We start from the raw sequence: 16,958 nt of genomic DNA, 5'->3' as shown, positions 1-16,958 counted from the left end.
GGCCCAATTGGGCCCCTGTGTGATTCGCTGCGAGAGGGTTACTCCGCCGCGTCGGGATGATTCTTGCCTTCCTCGATGAATTCTTCGTCGATCTCTTCGATATTCTCCTCGCTGTCGCGGCCGGACAGGATGTTCCAGCAGGCGATGAACAGCGCGGCGATCAAGGGGCCGATGACGAAGCCGTTGATGCCGTAGATCTCCATGCCGCCCAGGGTGGAGATCAGGATCAGGTAGTCAGGCATTTTGGTGTCTTTGCCCACCAGCAGCGGGCGCAGGATGTTGTCCACCAGGCCGATCACCACCACGAAGAACACCACCAGGAAAATGGCTTTCCACAGCATGCCGGTGGCGAAGAAGTAGATCACCGCCGGCACCCAGATAATGGCAGAGCCCACGGCCGGGATGATCGACAGGAAGGCCATCAGCGCGCCCCACAGCAGGCTGCCGTCGATGCCGGTAAAGTAAAAGGCCAGCCCGCCGAGCGCACCTTGCACTACGGCGACCACTACCGTGCCCTTGACGGTGGCGCGGGAGACGGCGGCGAATTTCACGAACAGGTGGTGCTTCACGTGCTGGGAGAGCGGCAGCGCTTCGAGCGCCAGGTTCACCAGATAGGGGCCGTCTTTCAGCAGGAAGAACAGCAGGTAGAGCATCACGCCGAAGCCGACGACGAAGTTGAAGGTGCCTTTGCCGATCAGGAAGACGCTGCCCGCCAGGTATTGTCCACCTTTGAGCGCTACGTCAGAAAGCTGCTTTTGGATTTCGGCGGCGTTATTGAGGTTATGCTCCGCCAGGAAGCGCTGCGCCCAGCCGGGCAGGTGGCGCATAAAGTCCGCCAGCATGGTCGGCAATTGGCTGTTGTTGGTTTGCAGCTTGGTGTAGATCACGTTGAATTCCATCGCCAGCGACGAGGCGATGATCGCCAACGGCGTGAACACGATCAGGCAGATTAGCGCCACCGTCAGCAGCGACACCACGCCGTTACGTTCGCCGACGTACTGCTTCAGCTTCTTTTTTACCGGATGGAAAATCACCGCCAGAATAATTGCCCACAGCACCGAGGAGTAGTAAGGCCCCAGCACGTCGAGAAAGGCGGCGGTGACGATAAACAGGATCAGAATAAAGAATCCTTTGGAAATGCCTTTAGACATCATAGTCGTCCCTCAAAAGATGAATTTTCAGCATAGATGAACTGAATGAAAACAACACTATCATCACCTTTGCTTAACCGGTAGGGGATTTTTAGTGGCGTATTCCATAGGGTTATTAAGGGCAAGGCGGGCGCCGCAGGGTGAGCAGGCGGCGGTGCGAGAAAAGAAAGAGGGCTAAATAATTAACAAAACTTATATATTGTGTTTCATTTTGTGAGCCGCGCTTGTCGCCTGGACCAGGCTTTCCTAGTGTTGATGAGGGCGGCCGTTCGCCCGATATCACGCAGGAGTATGCAAATGACTGAACATAAACGACTTGCCGTAATCGAAAAGGCATTGCTGATCGCTTTCGCCGGCGTGCTGGTTTATCTTGCCGCGACCGGCGCCTTGTCATTATCGGGCCTTGATCATCACTGGCCTTATCCTTCGCGGTAGCGTGTTTGCTCTAGCGATGCAGGCCCGATAACGATAATTAGCGGCTGTACCCTACGACAATACATTCACATAATGAATCATCCGTTATCCGCGCCGTTCTTTGGCGCGCAGGGTGGTTACGCTCTCTCCGCCGACGCCCCAGTTGTCGGTGGCCACCTCGTCAATCACCACGAAGGTGGTGTGGCGCGGTTTATTCAGCACCCGTTCCAACAGCGCGGTAGCTCCCTCGATCAGCCATCGTTTTTGTTCGGCACTGATCCCTTCATCGGTCACTTTAATGTTGACGTATGGCATGTCATTGCTCCATGGGGTCACCAGACCCCGGCGGTTGCGCCGCCGTCCACCGCGATCGCGGTGCCGGTGACAAAATGGGTATCGGTCAGGTACAACACTGCGTCGACGATATCCTGGGGTTGGCCGATGCGGCCGGTTGGCGCCAGCTGCCGCATCTGCGCCAGGCTCTGTTCATCGTTCTGGTGCATCGGTGTGGCGATGATGCCTGGCGCCATGGCGTTGACCATCACGTTATGCGGCGCCAACTCCAACGCCAGTTCGCGTACGGCCTGATTCAGGCCGCCTTTGATCAGCACCGGCAGCAAGGCGGGCACTTTGCTGTTGGGCTGCATGGCGATCGACGCGGTGATGGCGACGATATGGCCGCCGCCGACTCGTTGCATATGCCGCGCGGCGGCCTGCGCCGGGTAGAAGAAGCCTTTCAGGTTGGTTGCCACCATGGCGTCGACATCCTCCGGCGCATAGTCGGCGATCGGCTTGGCGATAAATATGCCGGCGTTATTGATGAGAATATCCACCTGGCCAAACCTTTGTACCGCTATGCTGAACAACCGTTCGGCGGTTTCCGGCAGCGCAACGTCTCCCGGCACCAGCAGCAGATTGGCCGGATGGCCGAGTTGGTCCGCCGCCGCCTGCAGCCGTTCAAGCGAACGGGCGTTTGCGACAACCTGATAACCGCGTGCCAGATAGGCTTGTGCAATGGCGAAGCCCAATCCGCTGGACGCACCCGTTACGATGACCGTTTTTACCTTGTTCATGTCCCCTCCTCGACAGGGCAGTGATTTAGCGTAGGTGAACGGTAATCCATACCTGTTGATTGAAAAATGAGGAGGAAAGAACTTTAATTTATACCTTATGTAATGAATAGGCAGAGGCAGAGAGATATGCAACGTCATTTTGACGATGTCCAAGTGGGTAGCATCGAGCTGTTTTGCCTGACCGTCGAGACCGGCAGTTTCACCGCCGCGGCCAATGCCGCCGGGATAACGCCTGCGGCGGTCAGCCGTTCCGTTGCGCGCCTGGAGGCACGTTTACAGGCTAAGCTGTTTATCCGCACGACACGCCAGATGCGCGTCACGGATGCCGGCCAAAGTTATTACCTGGAGTGCCGCAGGGCGCTGAGCCAACTGATCGAGGCCGAAGCGAAAATTTCCGGCGAGCGGCAGAAACCGGTCGGTACGCTCAGCATCAGCGTACCGACGCTATACGCACATTTTAGGCTGCTGCCGCGCCTGCCCGCGTTTGCGCACCGTTATCCCGATCTCACGCTGAATCTGCACGTCAGCAATCAGAACATCGACTTTTCCGAAGATAAATTCGACGTTGCCATTCGTGGCAACGAGCTGAACGATTCAGGCCTGGTATCGCGGCGATTGGAGGAGGCCGAACTCATCGTTGTGGCGTCACCGGGCTATTTGCAGCGCCATCCTGCGCCGCTTACGCCGGCGGATTTAGCCCAGCACGACTGCATTCAGTATGCATTGCCCAGCACCGGCAGGAAAACCGCCTGGACCTTTAACATTCAGGGCGAAAAGAGCAAAGTGGACACCCGCGGGCGTTGGCTCTGCCAGGAAGATTATCTCGCCACGCTGACGCTGGTGAAAAATGGTGCCGGGCTGATGCAGGTTTATCGCTTTAGCGTCGAACAAGAGCTGCAAAGCGGGGCGCTGGTTGAGGTGCTGAAAGATTACGCCGGCGCCTCACGCCCCTTCATTCTGCTTTATCCCTATGCGCGTTTTGTCCCGCTTAAAGTGCGGAAATTCATCGATTTTCTGACGGAAAAATAGTTGCCAGCGCCAACAGCGCCCCCGACACCGCCGCCGCCAGCACCAGCCACGCCGGGGCCGCCCAACCGGCCGCAGCCACGATGGCGCTCAGCGCGACCGGGCCGATCACCTGACCGAGATAGTTCCCCTGCATCACCAGCCCCAGGCTCAGCGGCAGCAGCGTCGGTTCCGGCGTCGCTGCCGGCGTGGCGGCCAGAATGGTGGCGGGCAGTATGCCGGCGGTGGCGCAGAACAGGAAGCACAAAGGGATCAGCAGGCCGTTGGGCGTCACCGGCAGGAAAATGCCGATGCCGAAGATGCCGATGACCAGGCTGGTGGCCGCGAGCAGCGTTCTGGCGCGCAGGCCGCGCGACAGCAGTACGCCGGCGGCGAGATTGCCGATGATGTTCGCCGCCACCGCCGCCGCGCTGATGCCGCCGGCGGCCGCCAGCGACAGGCCGATGCGCTGCATCAGGAAGATCGGCAGAAAGGTCATCACCGAGAAAAACTGCAGGTTGTAAGTGGTGAACATCAGCGCCAGCAACAGCGGCCGGCGCGCTCGCAGCAGGGTGCCCAGCGCTTGCCGTATCTGCAAAGACGGGGTATGTGCGTCGGCGGCGCGCCGGGAGGTGGTCAACGGCAGCAGCAGGGCGGCCAGCAGCGTCAGCGCCGCACCGGCCTGCCAACTCTGTTGCCAGTCGGCCAGGTGCGGGCCGAAAAACAGCGAGATGGCGATGCCCGCCGGCATGAAGGTGCTCCAGATGCCAAACACCAGGCTACGCTGCGCCGGGGCGACGATGCGGTTCAGCACTGCCGGCGAGGCGACCACCACGATCACGAAGCCGAGGCCTTCGACAAAGCGGCTGACGATCAACCCGCTGAAGTCGTGGAGCGTGGCGCCGGTAAAGCTGGCGGCGCTGATGATCAGCAATCCGAGCGCCAGCAGGCGCCGGTCCCCCCAGCGGCGCACCAGCAGCCCGGCGGCGATGCCGCCGAACACCCCGACGAAGGGAAAGGCCGAAATAACCCAGCTTAGCGCCTCGAGCGAACGGCCGAACTCGGTCTGTAGCGCCGGCAGCGCGATGGTGGCCTTGCCCACGTGCAGCGCCGCGGCGATGCCGGCGAACAGCACGTTGATGACGGCTAGCCAGGGCGTGGCGGCAGGGGAAACGCGGTCGATGGCGTCCGGTTTAATGGCGGTCATAACACTCTCCAGTGGCGGTAACGCCATCACTATGTGCTCTTGCAACGGCTGAGGTCGTTCAAATGCTGCGCTATCACGCGGGGAAATTATTCATTTCGAGCTTTATTGATTGCGCGCCTTCGTTGTTTGGTTTGCCAGCGTGCCGCCCGGCGTGGACGCTCGCCTCCCTTCAGCGGTTTACTGTTCCGACACGCAGCAGGCGTGTTGTATTCATTTTATAAGGAGCAGTGTATGTCAGAGATGATGAACGAGAGTGGGGCGCCGGCCATTGAATGGAGCTATGGCGGCCGGGGTGATGATATCAGCAGCAGCCTGAGCCTCGACACGGTCGAGGAGCAGCCGCGGGGTTTCTTGATGACGGTCGATCGGCCGGTGCAGATCTTTAAAGACGCGCTGTCGCCGATGATGGCCTTTGTCACGCTGCTGCGCCCGCTGTACGCCAAGACGGGCGAGGGCTTCCAGTACGTGCCGGTTTCCAATCCCTGGACCGACGTGCAGCGCCTGCCGGCCAGCGCAGGTTATCTGGGCGTGCAGGTCAACGCCGGGCTGTTCTTCCACGGCGCCAAGCCGACGCACTATAAAGATCGCGACGGCCAGATGAAGCCGATCGACGGCGGTACCCTTTTGCAGAACATCACCGTGCTGCATCAGGTGGCGCAGCCGCTCGGCCCGGGTGAAGGCGCCGTCTGAGTCGGCTGCGTTAGCACGGGGGCCGGACGCGGCCCCTTATCGCGCCTTGAAACCGTGTGCAGGTTGGGTAAAACTGGCTGCCTATTCAAGGAGAAGAGCATGTACAGCGACAACGAGAAAAAGTTTTATATCATCCTCAACCGCAATCACGAACCGGCCACGCTGTTTAACGCCTCCTGCCATCTGACGGCAGGCATCACCGATCTTATCGAGCAGCGCGAGTTTCACCATTATCCGAGCAGCCTCGACGGCGTCAGCGCCAATATGAGCCACTATCCGATCGTGATCCTGCAGGCCAAGAACAGTAGCCAGCTCAGCAACCTGATTCTGAAGTGCAAGGAAGAGGGCGTGTTGGCCAACTTCTTCACCACTACCATGCTGTCGCACTCCGCCGAACAACAGATCGCCGACACCGCCAACACCCCTTACGAGCAGCTGGATTTCGTGGCGGTGGCGCTCTATGGCGACACCGAACAGCTTAAGCCGCTCACCAAAAAGTTCTCCGTCTACCGCTGAAAACGCGGGATCTCAGACGCTGGCGCCGTCGTAGGTGTGGATCTGCAACGCATCCAGCGCGACGTCAGGCACGCAGCGCAGGTTAACGGCGCACATCGCGGCGCCGTCCGGCGCGGTGCCGTAGGCGAAGGGCTGGGCGCCGCAGACTCGGCAGAACTGATGGCGGATCTTGTGGTGATTGAAAGTGTAAGTGCTGAGCTGGTCCTGGCCGCTGTTGAGCGTGAAAGCGCTGATGGGGAAGAACGACAGCAGCAGCCCTTTGCGGCGGCAAATGGAACAGTTGCAGCTGAGGGCTTCGGTGGGCAGTTCGGCGTCTACGGAAAAGGTGACGGCGCCGCAGTGGCAGCTTCCCTGGAATGACATAGCGATGATCCTGTAACAGGGGAGGGTGTTTGCCGAGTATAGTGCAATTTATCGTCACTTGGCCGCGCAGGGCCTGGTTTCCTTAGTAAATGCGCGGTTTTCTGGTAGGTTAAAGGTTAACGTCATCAAAAGGAGAGCGCGATGTTAGAACATTATTATCCGGCCAATATGGGCGCCGAACCGGTCACGGACGAACAGCACAAACGGCTGGTGGCGGTGCAGGCGGCGCTGGAACTGATCAAGGCCACGCTGTCGGATACCAACGACGGCAACGGCGTGGACTTCCAGCTGAAGGCGGCGGAGAAGCACATCGGCCCGATGGCCGACGCCATTCAGGAAGCCCTGAAGTAACGGTTCGCCGTCACCTCAACCGCCCGCACCGGGCGGTTTTTTTTTGCGCTGATTACTGCGATTTTTTTAGTGGCGCATTGCCTTTTTCCCGGCTGGTGCCGTGAGCGGCGCGATCCTACTCTAGCGATCCGAGTCCTCATCAGGGTCATGCTCATGTTCCGCTTTAACCTCTTTTCTTTCTTATTTCAGCGCCGCCGGCGCGTCACCCAGTTAGCCGGCGTCGCGCTGTTTCTCAGCGGCGTGATGCAGGCGCAGGCCGTGCAGCGCATCGAATTCTCGCCGGATGCCGCCGGCGCTTACCCTGAGGGCATTGCCTGGGATCCGCGCGCCGGTGCGTTCCTGGTCTCCTCCCTGCGCGGTGGGCAACTGGGCCTGGTCTACCCGGATGGCCGCTATCGGCGGTTTTCCACCGGTAAGGGGCTCATCACCACCTCCGGCATGCTGGTGGACACCGAGCGCAACCGGGTACTGGTGTGCAACGAAGACGTGGGCGTTTCCCTCAGCTCTGCGCCCGGTACGCGTAATCGCGTGGCGCAGGTGCTGGAGTTCAATCTCGATACCGGCGCGCTGCAGCAGACGTACGATCTTTCATCGTTAAGCCGTGGGCCGACGCTGGCCAACGATCTGGCGCTCGACCCGCAGGGCAATATCTATGTAACCGACAGCTTCCAGCCGCAGATTTACAAGATCGACCGGGCAACGCGCCAGGTGTCGATTCTGGTGCGCGCAGCGCGTTTGATGCCGGCCGACGCACCCGCCGCTGCGCAGGGCACGCAGCCTTATCTCAACGGCATCGTGTATCACCCTGATGGCTACCTGATTGCGGCGGACTACACCCGCGGCCTGCTGTGGAAAGTGACGCTGGATAACACGCCTGCGATAAGCGAAATCAGGCTGCCGCAGCGGCTGAAAGGGCCGGACGGGCTGCGGCTCAAAACCGCCAACGAATTGGTGATCGTACAGTCTTATCCGGGGATAAAGGGGGGCATGTCCGGCGACGTGACGCTGCTCTCCTCTCACGACGGCTGGGCCAGCGCGCGTATTGCGGCGGTCGCCACGCCGCCGGGATTGGATGGGCCGACCGGCGCCGCGCTGCGCGATGGCGAGGTGTGGGTCGTCAACTCCCGTTATCCCAAACTTTTTGCTGACGTCGCTCAGGCGGAAAGCACCAGGACGTTCAGCATCGTCAGGGTGGCGCTCGAACCGCCCGCGGCTGATGCGCGCTAATCGACGACGATTGCCAACCCTGCCGGAATAGGGTTAAATGCTGCCCTGGCTGTATAAATAAACAGGGGTGTTGCAATGGGCCTGGCGCTGCAGGGTGAAAAGATCGCGCGTAACCGCTTTACCGGCGAGAAAATTGAAAACGGCAGCTTTATGCTGTGTGATTTTTCGGGGGCCGATCTGACCGGGACCGAATTTATCGGCTGCCAGTTCTACGACCGCGACAGCCGACAGGGCGGTAACTTCAGCCGCGCGATACTGAAAGACGCGAGTTTTAAAAACTGCGATTTATCGATGGCCGATTTTCGTCATGCCGACGCGTTGGGCATCGAGATCCGCGAATGCCGCGCACAGGGCGCCGATTTTCGCGGCGCCAGTTTTATGAACATGATCACCAGCCGCACCTGGTTTTGCAGCGCCTATATCACCAAAAGCAACCTGAGCTATGCCAACTTCGCCAAGGTGGTGCTGGAGAAATGCGAGCTGTGGGAAAACCGCTGGCATGGCGCACAGGTGCTCGGCGCCAGCTTCAGCGGCTCCGATCTGTCCGGCGGCGAATTCTCCGGTTTCGACTGGCGTGCCGCCGACGTCACCCAGTGCGATCTGAGCAACGCGGAACTGGGCGAGTTGGATTTACGTACCACCGATCTGCAGGGCGTTAAAATGGACAGCCACCAGGCCGCGCAGCTGTTGGAGCGGCTCGGGATCGCGATCATCGGCTGAGCAACTGCCGCAGCCCCAGCGCGATGATCAGCGTGCCGCAGGCGCGATCGATCCAAGCCTTGCTGCGGCGGTAGGCGCCGGCGACAGGGGCGTGCGACAACACCAGCGCCACCAGCCCGTACCACAAGCTGGCTATCACCGCGACTTCCAACAGCATGGCGAGGAAGGTCGGCGTAGAAACATGGGCGGGCGCCGCTGATGAGAAGACGGCGGCGTAAAACGCAATGGATTTGGGATTGGCGATGTTGGTGGCGATGCCCTGCAGAAAGGCGACGCGAAAACCGCTTTTCCCGGTCACCGCGGAGGGGGCGGAAGAAGGCGCCGCCTGGGCGATAAGCCGATAGCCGAACCACAGTAAATAACCGGCGCCGGCCACTTTTACCGCTAGCGCCAACCAGGGGAACAAGGCGAAAATTATACCGATACCGAGGAGGGCGCTGCTCGCCCAGAACAGGTTGACCAAGACAATGCCCGCCACCAGAGCGAAAGCCTCGCTGCGGCGCGCGGAAACGGCTTTGTGGGCGACGGCGACAAAATTGGGGCCGGGGATCACCACGCCGACGATATAGACGGTGAAAACGGCGAGCACGGCTGGCATATCGATCATCGGTTAACGGCCTGTAAGCAGCGGGGGAGCCCTAGTTTTATAATGAATCGCCGATGTGATCCAGCAGGGCGAAACCTTTTTTTACCTGCCCGTAGCGGCAGGCGCCAGCGGCCTTTTGCGATAATAAATTTATGAGCCATATGAATATAATTTAAAATATATCTTGCTTAAATAATTTGGCTGTGTGTAAATAGCGTCATCGGTTTGTCATACAGACCTTATGAAAGCAGTTTTAGTAAAGCAGTTCTCAGTATTAGCGATATCCCTCAGATACCTCTTCTTCCGCGAATTTTCTTCTCTAGTGCCCCATAAGTTTCCAATAAAAACAGACCTCTATCGCCCTATGGCGTCGCAAAAATAGAAAGGAAATATCTCTATGTCTACTAAAATGACGGGTTTGGTAAAATGGTTTGATGCAGGTAAAGGCTTCGGCTTTATCACCCCGGCAGACGGCGGCAAAGACGTGTTCGTACACTTCTCCGCTATCCAGAGCAACGATTTCAAAACGCTGGACGAAGGCCAACAGGTTGAGTTCACTATCGAAAAAGGTATGAAGGGTCCTTCTGCCGGCAACGTGGTCGCGTTATAATTTTCGGCTAAGGTGCGGTTTCTTACGACAGCGATGAAGGTTTAAGCCGGAGCAGTTAAGAAATAACACCCTCAGCCTGAATAAACTCCGGGTTCGCCCGGAGTCTTTATCGATACGTCATTAGCTCAGCAGGAAGAGCGGCAGCGAAATATTCGTTGGCGGACTGGGGTTCGATTCCTCGATGACGTTCCAATAATTAATTATTATTGGCAACAGAAAAACAGATTGTCGCATAAATAATAATGCCGCTTTCCAGTCTGTTTTTCTGTTGTGAAAAAGTCGCGCTTAGGCTGCGTAATGTTGGAGTGTTGGATGGACGCTTACGCCATAACATGACAGCCGGGAAAGTCACCGGCACATGATTAATAGCCCCGACCCTGGCCGGGGTTTTTTGTGCCCGCGATCTTAACGCTGCGAGTCCAGCAGTTCGTTGTTTTTCACCACGTCCTGCGCCTTGAGGTAGCTCTCGATCAGCAGCTGATAGGCCGGGAAGATTTTGGTGTAGACCTCGGCCCACTGCTGAGCGTCGGCGCGGTTCCAGCTACCCTGCAGCTCGGAGGCCACGCCGGCGGTGTCGATCGGCACTACGCCGGCCTGTACCACACGCGCCAGGGTGATTTCCTGCGCCATTTTCGAGTAGGTGCCGGAGGCGTCGATCACCGCGAACACTTTATAGCCTTCGGCCACCGCGCTGATGGACGGGAAGGCCATGCAGACGCTGGTGATGGTGCCGGCGATGATCAATGTTTTGCGGCCGGTGGCTTTGACCGCCGCCACGAAGTCCGGGTTGTCCCAGGCGTTGATTTCCCCTTTGCGTGCGACGTACTGCGCGTGCGGCGCATTTTGGTGAATTTCCGGGATCAGCGGGCCGTTCGGGCCCTGTGGCACCGAGGCGGTGGTGATCACCGGCAGTTTGCTGAGGGTGGCGATGCTGGCCAGAGCGGCGGCGCGGGCGCGTAGTTCGGTCATCGGCATGTCGGCGACGGTCTGGAACAGGCCGCTCTGGTGGTCGATCAGGAGCATGACCGCGTCATTGGCATCAATAACAGGACGCTGGCCGTTGAAGTTGGCTGGAGTGCTCATGGTGTTTTCCTTTTCTCGTCGTGAGGTCAGTGGGTATCTTCTTTGATTGATAAGGCTGAAACTCAGCACTTGCCTACAGTGTAGGGAGGGGCGAAAAATCCGGTAGACCGTACAGGCGGGATGCATCGTTCCACAGATGGAACGACGGCGCGGCAGGCGAGCGAACCCGCGCTGGGCTAAACTTAAGATGCATGAGAAACATGCGGCAAGGAGCGCCATCCTGTTTACGGAGTTGACGAGGAGGGCCGCCATCATGGCTTACCGGCATATCGTTGTCGCCACGGATCTCAGCGAAGACGCCGAGTTCCTGCTGGGCAAAGGCGCCAGACTGGCCGCTGCGCTCAAGGCTAAACTTTCCCTGATCTATATCGACATCCACCGCGCCGGTTATTACGTCGATCTGGGCGTGGGCGATTACAACTACACCGATCGCACCTTTTCGGAGCGGGTGAAGAATATGCTCAATGCGATCAAAGGGCAGTCGTCCTACCCGGTCGAAGAGGTGATCGTCAGCCGCGGCGCGTTTACGGAAGAGCTGAACCGGGTGGCGAAGGAAAAAGGGTTCGACCTGGTGATCTTCGGCCACCATCACGATGTCTGGAGCCGGCTGGTTTCTTCGGCGCGTCAGGCGATCAACGAACTGAACGTCGATCTGCTGGTTGTCCCCATCGAGAAAAAATAGTCGCGGCCGCCTGCGGGCGGCTGCCGTTTTTCATTCACATCACTTATCTCTGAGTGGCCATAACTGCCTTTCCGCAATAATCCCGCTTGCTGACAATCCGCCTGACGAATAGTGACTCACCGTAATTTTATTTTATCCATCAATATGTTGGCCAAAATCCGATAAAGGTTAATCCAGCGCATTGAAATCACTGACATACCTCATTTTGGTTAATAAACCGCACGTTTTGACTGGCTCTCAGGGGAGGGGCGTCTTATCCTCGGGGTAATGAGATTTGTATGACTTATATAAATACGTTCACATGGAGGAGGTCTCATGCGTTTTGACAATAAAGTCGTGGTTATCACCGGTGCGGGCAACGGTATGGGGGAAGCGGCGGCGCGGCGTTTCTCCGCCGAAGGCGCCATCGTGGTGCTGGCCGACTGGGCCAAAGAGGCGGTAGATAAGGTCGCCGCTTCGCTGCCGAAGGGCCGGGCGATGGCGGTACATATCGACGTCTCCGATCACGTCGCGGTTGAAAAAATGATGAACGAGGTGGCGGAAAAACTGGGCCGCATCGACGTCTTGCTGAACAACGCCGGCGTACACGTGGCGGGCAGCGTGCTGGAAACCAGCGTCGACGACTGGCGCCGCATCGCCGGGGTCGATATCGACGGCGTGGTGTTCTGTTCCAAATTCGCCTTGCCGCACCTGCTGAAAACCAAAGGTTGTATCGTCAATACCGCGTCGGTGTCCGGCCTGGGCGGCGACTGGGGCGCGGCTTATTACTGCGCGGCGAAAGGCGCGGTGGTCAACCTGACGCGCGCCATGGCGCTGGATCACGGCGGTGACGGCGTGCGCATCAACTCGGTCTGCCCGAGCCTGGTCAAAACCAACATGACCAACGGTTGGCCGCAGGAGATCCGCGACAAGTTCAATGAGCGCATCGCGCTGGGGCGTGCGGCGGAGCCGGAAGAAGTGGCGGCGGTGATGGCATTTCTGGCCAGCGACGACGCCAGCTTTATCAATGGCGCCAACATTCCGGTCGATGGAGGGGCGACCGCCTCGGACGGCCAACCGAAGATCGTTTAAGCGTTAGCGCCCAGGCCCGGTCAGGATGACCGGGCCGGTTGTTTTAGACGCCGATGCGGTCGCGCAGCGTGTAGTAGGCCGCGCCAATGGCGGTGAACGGGATCTGCAGATTGCGCCCGCCAAAGAACGGCAGATGCGGCAGCTTGGCGAAGGCGTCGAAGCGTTCGGCGTCGCCGCGCATCAGTTCGGCAATCAGCTTGCCCGCCAGATGGGTGCAGGTTACGCCGTGGCCGCTGTAGCCCTGCATGTAGTACACGTTATTCTCCAGCCGGCCGAACTGCGGCATGCGCGACAGCGTCAGCAGGAAGTTGCCGGTCCAGCGATAGTCGATACGCACCCCTTTCAGCTGCGGGAAGGTCTTCAGCAATTTTGGCCGGATCAGATTGTCGATGTCGTCCGGATCGCGCGCGCCATACACCACACCGCCGCCGTACAGCAGACGATGATCGGCGGTGATGCGGTAGTAATCCAGCAGGTAGTTGCAGTCCTCCACGCAGTAGTTCTGCGGGATCAGCGCCTGCGCGATCTCCGGCGCCAGCGGCTCGGTGGTCACCACCTGGGTGCCGCACGGCATGCTGCGCTTGGCCAGCCGCGGCTCCAGCTTGTCGCCCAGATAGGCATTGCCGGCGACGATGACGAAACGCGCCTTCACCTGACCGTTGGCGGTGCTGATGAGCGCCGGTTCGCCGTGGCGAATGTTCGTCACCGCCGATTGTTCGAAGATGCGCCCGCCCTGCAGGCGGATCGCCTCGGCCTCGCCCAGCGCCAGGTTAAGCGGATGGATGTGGCCGCCGCTGTGATCGAGCAGCGCGCCGACGTAGCGATCGCTGGCAACCTCCTGGCGCAGCCGATCCGCATCGAGCAGCTCGAGCTGGGTATTGCCGTAGCGTTCCCAGTTGCGCTTTTGCTCGATCAGCGCATGGAACTGCTTGTTGTTCAGCGCGGCGAAGATGCCGCCGGGGCGGTAGTCGCAGTCGATGGCGTAGCGGCTGATGCGGCTGCGAATGATCTCCGCGCCTTCAAACATCATGCTGCCGAGCAGGCGGGCGCTTTCCGCGCCGTAGCGCTCTTCAATCACATCGATGTCGCGGCTGTAAGAGTTGACCAACTGGCCGCCGTTGCGGCCGCTGGCGCCGAAACCGATGCGCGCCGCTTCCAGCACCACCACGTTATAGCCGGCTTCCACCAGAAACAGCGCGGAGGAGAGTCCGGTATAGCCGCCGCCGATCACGCAGACGTCGCACTCGATAGATTCATTCAGTTGCGGATAGGGCTGATGTGCGTTGGCCGTGGCCGCATAGTAGCTTTTTACGTGTTCAGTCATGAGATAAGCCCTTATTCCAGCGAGATCCAGGTGGTTTTCAATTCGGTGAATTTGTCCAGCGCGTGCAGCGATTTGTCGCGGCCGTTGCCGCTCTGCTTGTAGCCGCCGAACGGCACGGTCATGTCGCCGTCGTTGTAGTTGTTGACGAATACCGTGCCGGCTTTCAGCTGGCGCGCCATGCGGTGCGCACGCGCCAGATCGCGGGTCCAGACCGCGGCGCCGAGGCCGTAGTCGCTGTCGTTGGCCAGCTGCAGCGCCTGTTGCTCGCCGTCGAAGGTGGTCACCGCCAACACCGGGCCGAAGATTTCATCGCGTGCGACGCTCATGGCGTTGTTCACCTGGGTGAGGATAGTCGGCCCCAGGTAGCCTGAGTGGTCGCCCTGCGGATGGTCGCGTCCGTCGAGGAACAGCGCGGCGCCCTGGCTCAGCCCCCGATCGATATAGCCGGCCACTTTTTCGCAGTGGCCGCTGTCGATCAGCGTGCCCATCACCGTGTCGGGATCGAGCGGATCGCCGGGGACGAAGGCCGCCGCGTGTTTGCGCAGCGCTTGCAGGAACGCTTGCTCAATGCTCGCTTCGACCAGCAGGCGAGTGCCGGCGATGCACACCTGCCCCTGATTGTAGAAGATGCCGGCGGCGGCGCTGCGCGCGGCCTGATCGAGATCCGGACAGTCGGCGAAGACGATGTTGGCGCTCTTGCCGCCGGCCTCCAGCCAGACGCGTTTCATGTTCGATTCGCCGGCGTAAATCATCAGCTGTTTCGCCACCAGGGTGGAGCCGGTGAAGGTGAGGGCGTCGACGTCGCGGTGCAGCGCCAGCGCCTTGCCGGCGTCGTGGCCATAGCCGGGCACCACGTTCAGCACGCCGTCCGGCAGCCCGGCCTGCTGCGCCAGTTTAGCGAGCAAGATGGCGCTCAGCGGCGATTTTTCGGAGGGTTTGAGTACCACGCTGTTGCCGGCGGCCAGCGCCGGGCCGAGTTTCCAGCAGGCCAGCAACAGCGGGAAGTTCCAGGGCACGATGGCGCCGACCACGCCGATCGGCTCGCGCTCGATCAGCGCCAGCGCCTCGCGGCCGGTAGGGGCGATTTCGCCGTAGACCTTATCGATCGCTTCGGCGTACCAGCGGATGCAGCGGGTGGCGCCCGGCACGTCGTCGCGCAGGCTGTGGCGGATGGGTTTGCCGGTGTCCAGCGTTTCCAACAGCGCCAGCTCTTCGTGATGCTGCTCCATCAGATCGGCGAAGCGCAGCAGCGTGGCTTTGCGCTGCGCCGGGGCGGCCTGCGCCCAGTCGCCACGCTCAAAGGCGGCGCGCGCCGCGCTGACCGCCCGATCGATGTCGGCGGCTTCACCACGTGCGACCTGCGCCAGCTCACGGCGGCCGGCGGGATCTTCCACGGCGAAACATTTCCCCGCGGCGGCCGGCTGGTAGCGGCCGTCGATAAACAGCTGGTGCTCAATCTTCAGGGCCTGCGCCCGTTGTTGCCAATACTGCAAGTGGTGAAAGTTCATGCGTGGCTCCGTTGATCAGAATGTCGTCGGCGTATGGGCGCTGATAATTCGGCAAATGCGCGCCGACGTGTTGCTGAAACTGTGGGGGATGCCGGTATTGATGGCGTAGCTCTGCCCGGCCAGCAGGTGATAGCTCTGGCCGTTGACCTGCAGCACCACTTCGCCCTCCAGCAGCGTGCCGATCTCTTCCCCTTGGTGTTTGATGCGCTCGCCGGTGGTGGTGCCCGGTTCGTAGGTCTCGATCATCATTGCCAGCGTGCGGTTCGGGTCGCCGTTGTGGATCAGCTTCATCGAAACGCCCTGGCTGCCGATTTCGATCAGGTCGTCGCTGTCTATCACGATCTGTGGCTCAGCCGGTTTTTCCGGCTCGGCGAAAAACGCCGACAGCGACAGACCGTACACCGTCAGCAGCTTTTGCAGCGTGCTGATGGCCGGGCTGACCTTATCTTGCTCGATAGTACTGATGGCGCTGTGGGTTAACCCAGACAGTTCGGCGACCCGGCGCTGCGACAACCCTAATTGTTGACGGATCTGCGACAGACGTTTTCCCGGTGCCAAGCTGACGTCGCTCATGGGCGTTTTTCCTTTTGATAGTTCCGACAGGCGGTAATGAAACCATCAAACAACAGGCGCGACAGGGCGTACTCGTCGCTGTTCCACTCCGGGTGCCACTGCACGCCGAGCGCGAAGGGCTGATCGCGCACGCTGATCGCCTCCACCAGCCCGTCGGCGGCGTGCGCCTCGATGCGAACGCTCGCGCCCAGGGTTTTGGCGCCCTGGCCGTGCAGCGAGTTCACCCAGAATCTGTTGCAATCCGGTATCAGTTGCGAAAGCAGCCCCCCTTCCTGAACGATGACTTCGTGGGCGGGGGCGTATTGCTGTTCCAGCGGCAGGTCGTGATCTTCACGATGCTCCAGCAGCTCGGGCAGTTCGTACAGGCGGCGATGCAGGGTGCCTTGGGTGGCGACCACCATCTCCTGCATGCCGCGGCAAATGGCGAAAAGGGGAATGCGCCTGTCGAATGCCTGGCGGATCAGCGCCAGGCTCAACGCGTCTCGGCCAGGATCGGCGTCAGGCTCATCGCCGTTTTCACCATAAAGGTGCGGCTGCACATTACTGGGGCTGCCCGGCAGCAAAATGCCGTCGAGGCGCGGCAGCAGTTCTGCCAGCATTTCCGGCTCCGCCAGCGCGTGTGGCAGGGCGATCGGCAAGCCGCCGGCGGTGATAACGGCATTCAGGTACTTTTCTTGCAAGGTCTGTGTGAGGTGCCCGTTTAACCTATACCTGCACATGACGACGCCAATGACTGGTCTGTTAAATATATTGTCCATGCTATCCCCTTGGTACGTTCGAAATTATGAACGATAAGCTTCTCCA

21 protein-coding genes and 1 pseudogene are annotated in these 16,958 nt (G+C 59.9%); 11 read left to right on the top strand and 11 right to left on the bottom strand.

What is annotated here, in order from left to right; translation table 11 throughout:
• Window positions 1-38: 38 nt before the first annotated feature.
• Window positions 39-1,154 (bottom strand): AI-2E family transporter, encoded by a 1,116-nt coding sequence (locus tag FHU12_RS10960; protein ID WP_141969294.1) that lies wholly within the window; start codon window positions 1,152-1,154, stop codon window positions 39-41.
• Between the two features lie 294 nt (window positions 1,155-1,448).
• On the opposite strand from FHU12_RS10960, the gene FHU12_RS27125 reads away from it, so the two are divergent.
• Window positions 1,449-1,586 (top strand): hypothetical protein, encoded by a 138-nt coding sequence (locus FHU12_RS27125; RefSeq protein WP_172906238.1) that lies wholly within the window; start codon window positions 1,449-1,451, stop codon window positions 1,584-1,586.
• Between the two features lie 84 nt (window positions 1,587-1,670).
• On the opposite strand, the gene FHU12_RS10955 is transcribed toward FHU12_RS27125, so the two are convergent.
• Together FHU12_RS10955 and FHU12_RS10950 are read right to left on the bottom strand one after the other, a co-directional pair.
• On the bottom strand, window positions 1,671-1,880 hold the full coding sequence (locus FHU12_RS10955; protein WP_141969292.1) for a tautomerase family protein: 210 nt from the start codon (window positions 1,878-1,880) through the stop codon (window positions 1,671-1,673).
• 17 nt (window positions 1,881-1,897) lie between these two features.
• Window positions 1,898-2,638, bottom strand: a complete 741-nt coding sequence (locus FHU12_RS10950) for an SDR family NAD(P)-dependent oxidoreductase (protein ID WP_141969290.1) — start codon at window positions 2,636-2,638, stop codon at window positions 1,898-1,900.
• A 126-nt stretch (window positions 2,639-2,764) separates the two neighbouring features.
• Here FHU12_RS10950 and FHU12_RS10945 point away from each other — a divergent pair, with 126 nt between their 5' ends.
• The gene (locus FHU12_RS10945) at window positions 2,765-3,667 is read left to right on the top strand and encodes a LysR family transcriptional regulator (RefSeq protein ID WP_141969288.1); all 903 of its coding nucleotides are present in this window, start codon (window positions 2,765-2,767) and stop codon (window positions 3,665-3,667) included.
• Here the strand turns inward: FHU12_RS10945 and FHU12_RS10940 are convergent.
• On the bottom strand, window positions 3,642-4,850 hold the full coding sequence (locus FHU12_RS10940; protein ID WP_141969286.1) for an MFS transporter: 1,209 nt from the start codon (window positions 4,848-4,850) through the stop codon (window positions 3,642-3,644). The genes FHU12_RS10945 and FHU12_RS10940 overlap by 26 nt on opposite strands.
• A 231-nt stretch (window positions 4,851-5,081) precedes the next feature.
• On the opposite strand from FHU12_RS10940, the gene FHU12_RS10935 reads away from it, so the two are divergent.
• Entirely contained in the window at window positions 5,082-5,540 is a 459-nt protein-coding gene (locus FHU12_RS10935) for a hypothetical protein (RefSeq protein WP_141969284.1), read from the top strand.
• 99 nt (window positions 5,541-5,639) lie between these two features.
• On the top strand, window positions 5,640-6,056 hold the full coding sequence (locus FHU12_RS10930) for a DUF2000 family protein (RefSeq protein ID WP_033642793.1): 417 nt from the start codon (window positions 5,640-5,642) through the stop codon (window positions 6,054-6,056).
• Between the two features lie 12 nt (window positions 6,057-6,068).
• Here FHU12_RS10930 and FHU12_RS10925 read toward each other — a convergent pair whose 3' ends face one another.
• A complete protein-coding gene (locus tag FHU12_RS10925) occupies window positions 6,069-6,419 on the bottom strand; it encodes a GFA family protein (protein ID WP_096242171.1) in 351 nt (116 codons plus the stop codon).
• Window positions 6,420-6,560: 141 nt separating this feature from the next.
• Between FHU12_RS10925 and FHU12_RS10920 the strand changes: the two genes are divergently transcribed.
• The 3 genes from FHU12_RS10920 (at window position 6,561) to FHU12_RS10910 (ending at window position 8,717) form a co-directional block, all read left to right on the top strand.
• Window positions 6,561-6,770, top strand: coding sequence for a hypothetical protein (locus FHU12_RS10920; RefSeq protein WP_004941260.1), 210 nt, complete (start codon window positions 6,561-6,563; stop codon window positions 6,768-6,770).
• A 153-nt stretch (window positions 6,771-6,923) separates the two neighbouring features.
• Window positions 6,924-7,997: an SMP-30/gluconolactonase/LRE family protein gene (locus FHU12_RS10915; protein ID WP_141969282.1), complete on the top strand. Its 1,074-nt coding sequence runs from the start codon at window positions 6,924-6,926 to the stop codon at window positions 7,995-7,997.
• A gap of 75 nt (window positions 7,998-8,072) precedes the next feature.
• Complete coding sequence (locus FHU12_RS10910) at window positions 8,073-8,717, top strand: Qnr family pentapeptide repeat protein (protein ID WP_141969279.1); 645 nt, start codon at window positions 8,073-8,075, stop codon at window positions 8,715-8,717.
• On the opposite strand, the gene FHU12_RS10905 is transcribed toward FHU12_RS10910, so the two are convergent.
• Window positions 8,707-9,324 (bottom strand): LysE family translocator, encoded by a 618-nt coding sequence (locus tag FHU12_RS10905; RefSeq protein ID WP_141969277.1) that lies wholly within the window; start codon window positions 9,322-9,324, stop codon window positions 8,707-8,709. The two genes, FHU12_RS10910 and FHU12_RS10905, sit on opposite strands and share 11 nt — an antisense overlap.
• 376 nt (window positions 9,325-9,700) lie before the next feature.
• On the opposite strand from FHU12_RS10905, the gene cspE reads away from it, so the two are divergent.
• Both cspE and FHU12_RS10895 read left to right on the top strand, forming a co-directional pair.
• Window positions 9,701-9,913 carry a transcription antiterminator/RNA stability regulator CspE gene (gene cspE / locus FHU12_RS10900; RefSeq protein ID WP_025302547.1) on the top strand — a complete coding sequence of 71 codons (213 nt, stop codon included), beginning with the start codon at window positions 9,701-9,703 and terminating at the stop codon, window positions 9,911-9,913.
• A gap of 114 nt (window positions 9,914-10,027) precedes the next feature.
• Window positions 10,028-10,105, top strand: a pseudogene (locus FHU12_RS10895).
• A 213-nt stretch (window positions 10,106-10,318) separates the two neighbouring features.
• Here the strand turns inward: FHU12_RS10895 and FHU12_RS10890 are convergent.
• Entirely contained in the window at window positions 10,319-10,996 is a 678-nt protein-coding gene (locus tag FHU12_RS10890; protein WP_016928046.1) for an isochorismatase family protein, read from the bottom strand.
• Between the two features lie 253 nt (window positions 10,997-11,249).
• Here FHU12_RS10890 and FHU12_RS10885 point away from each other — a divergent pair, with 253 nt between their 5' ends.
• Together FHU12_RS10885 and budC are read left to right on the top strand one after the other, a co-directional pair.
• The gene (locus tag FHU12_RS10885) at window positions 11,250-11,678 is read left to right on the top strand and encodes a universal stress protein (RefSeq protein ID WP_141969275.1); all 429 of its coding nucleotides are present in this window, start codon (window positions 11,250-11,252) and stop codon (window positions 11,676-11,678) included.
• Between the two features lie 315 nt (window positions 11,679-11,993).
• Complete coding sequence (gene budC / locus FHU12_RS10880; RefSeq protein ID WP_025302549.1) at window positions 11,994-12,749, top strand: meso-2,3-butanediol dehydrogenase; 756 nt, start codon at window positions 11,994-11,996, stop codon at window positions 12,747-12,749.
• Window positions 12,750-12,792: 43 nt separating this feature from the next.
• Here the strand turns inward: budC and FHU12_RS10875 are convergent, their stop codons facing one another.
• Genes FHU12_RS10875 through puuD form a run of 4 tightly spaced genes read right to left on the bottom strand, consistent with a single transcriptional unit; the run spans window position 12,793 to window position 16,912 of the window.
• Window positions 12,793-14,073, bottom strand: a complete 1,281-nt coding sequence (locus FHU12_RS10875; protein ID WP_060660811.1) for an NAD(P)/FAD-dependent oxidoreductase — start codon at window positions 14,071-14,073, stop codon at window positions 12,793-12,795.
• Window positions 14,074-14,084: 11 nt separating this feature from the next.
• Window positions 14,085-15,581, bottom strand: a complete 1,497-nt coding sequence (gene puuC, locus FHU12_RS10870; protein WP_141969273.1) for an aldehyde dehydrogenase PuuC — start codon at window positions 15,579-15,581, stop codon at window positions 14,085-14,087.
• 15 nt (window positions 15,582-15,596) lie between these two features.
• Complete coding sequence (puuR, locus tag FHU12_RS10865) at window positions 15,597-16,154, bottom strand: HTH-type transcriptional regulator PuuR (protein ID WP_016928041.1); 558 nt, start codon at window positions 16,152-16,154, stop codon at window positions 15,597-15,599.
• Window positions 16,151-16,912: a gamma-glutamyl-gamma-aminobutyrate hydrolase gene (gene puuD / locus FHU12_RS10860; protein WP_025302552.1), complete on the bottom strand. Its 762-nt coding sequence runs from the start codon at window positions 16,910-16,912 to the stop codon at window positions 16,151-16,153. The genes puuR and puuD overlap by 4 nt, the downstream gene beginning before the upstream one ends.
• Window positions 16,913-16,958: the final 46 nt, after the last annotated feature.

This window comes from Serratia marcescens (assembly GCF_006715005.1).
GTDB lineage: Bacteria > Pseudomonadota > Gammaproteobacteria > Enterobacterales > Enterobacteriaceae > Serratia > Serratia montpellierensis.
The sequence above is the reverse complement of the archived record's forward strand: the minus strand, read 5'-3'. Positions and strand labels throughout refer to the sequence as shown.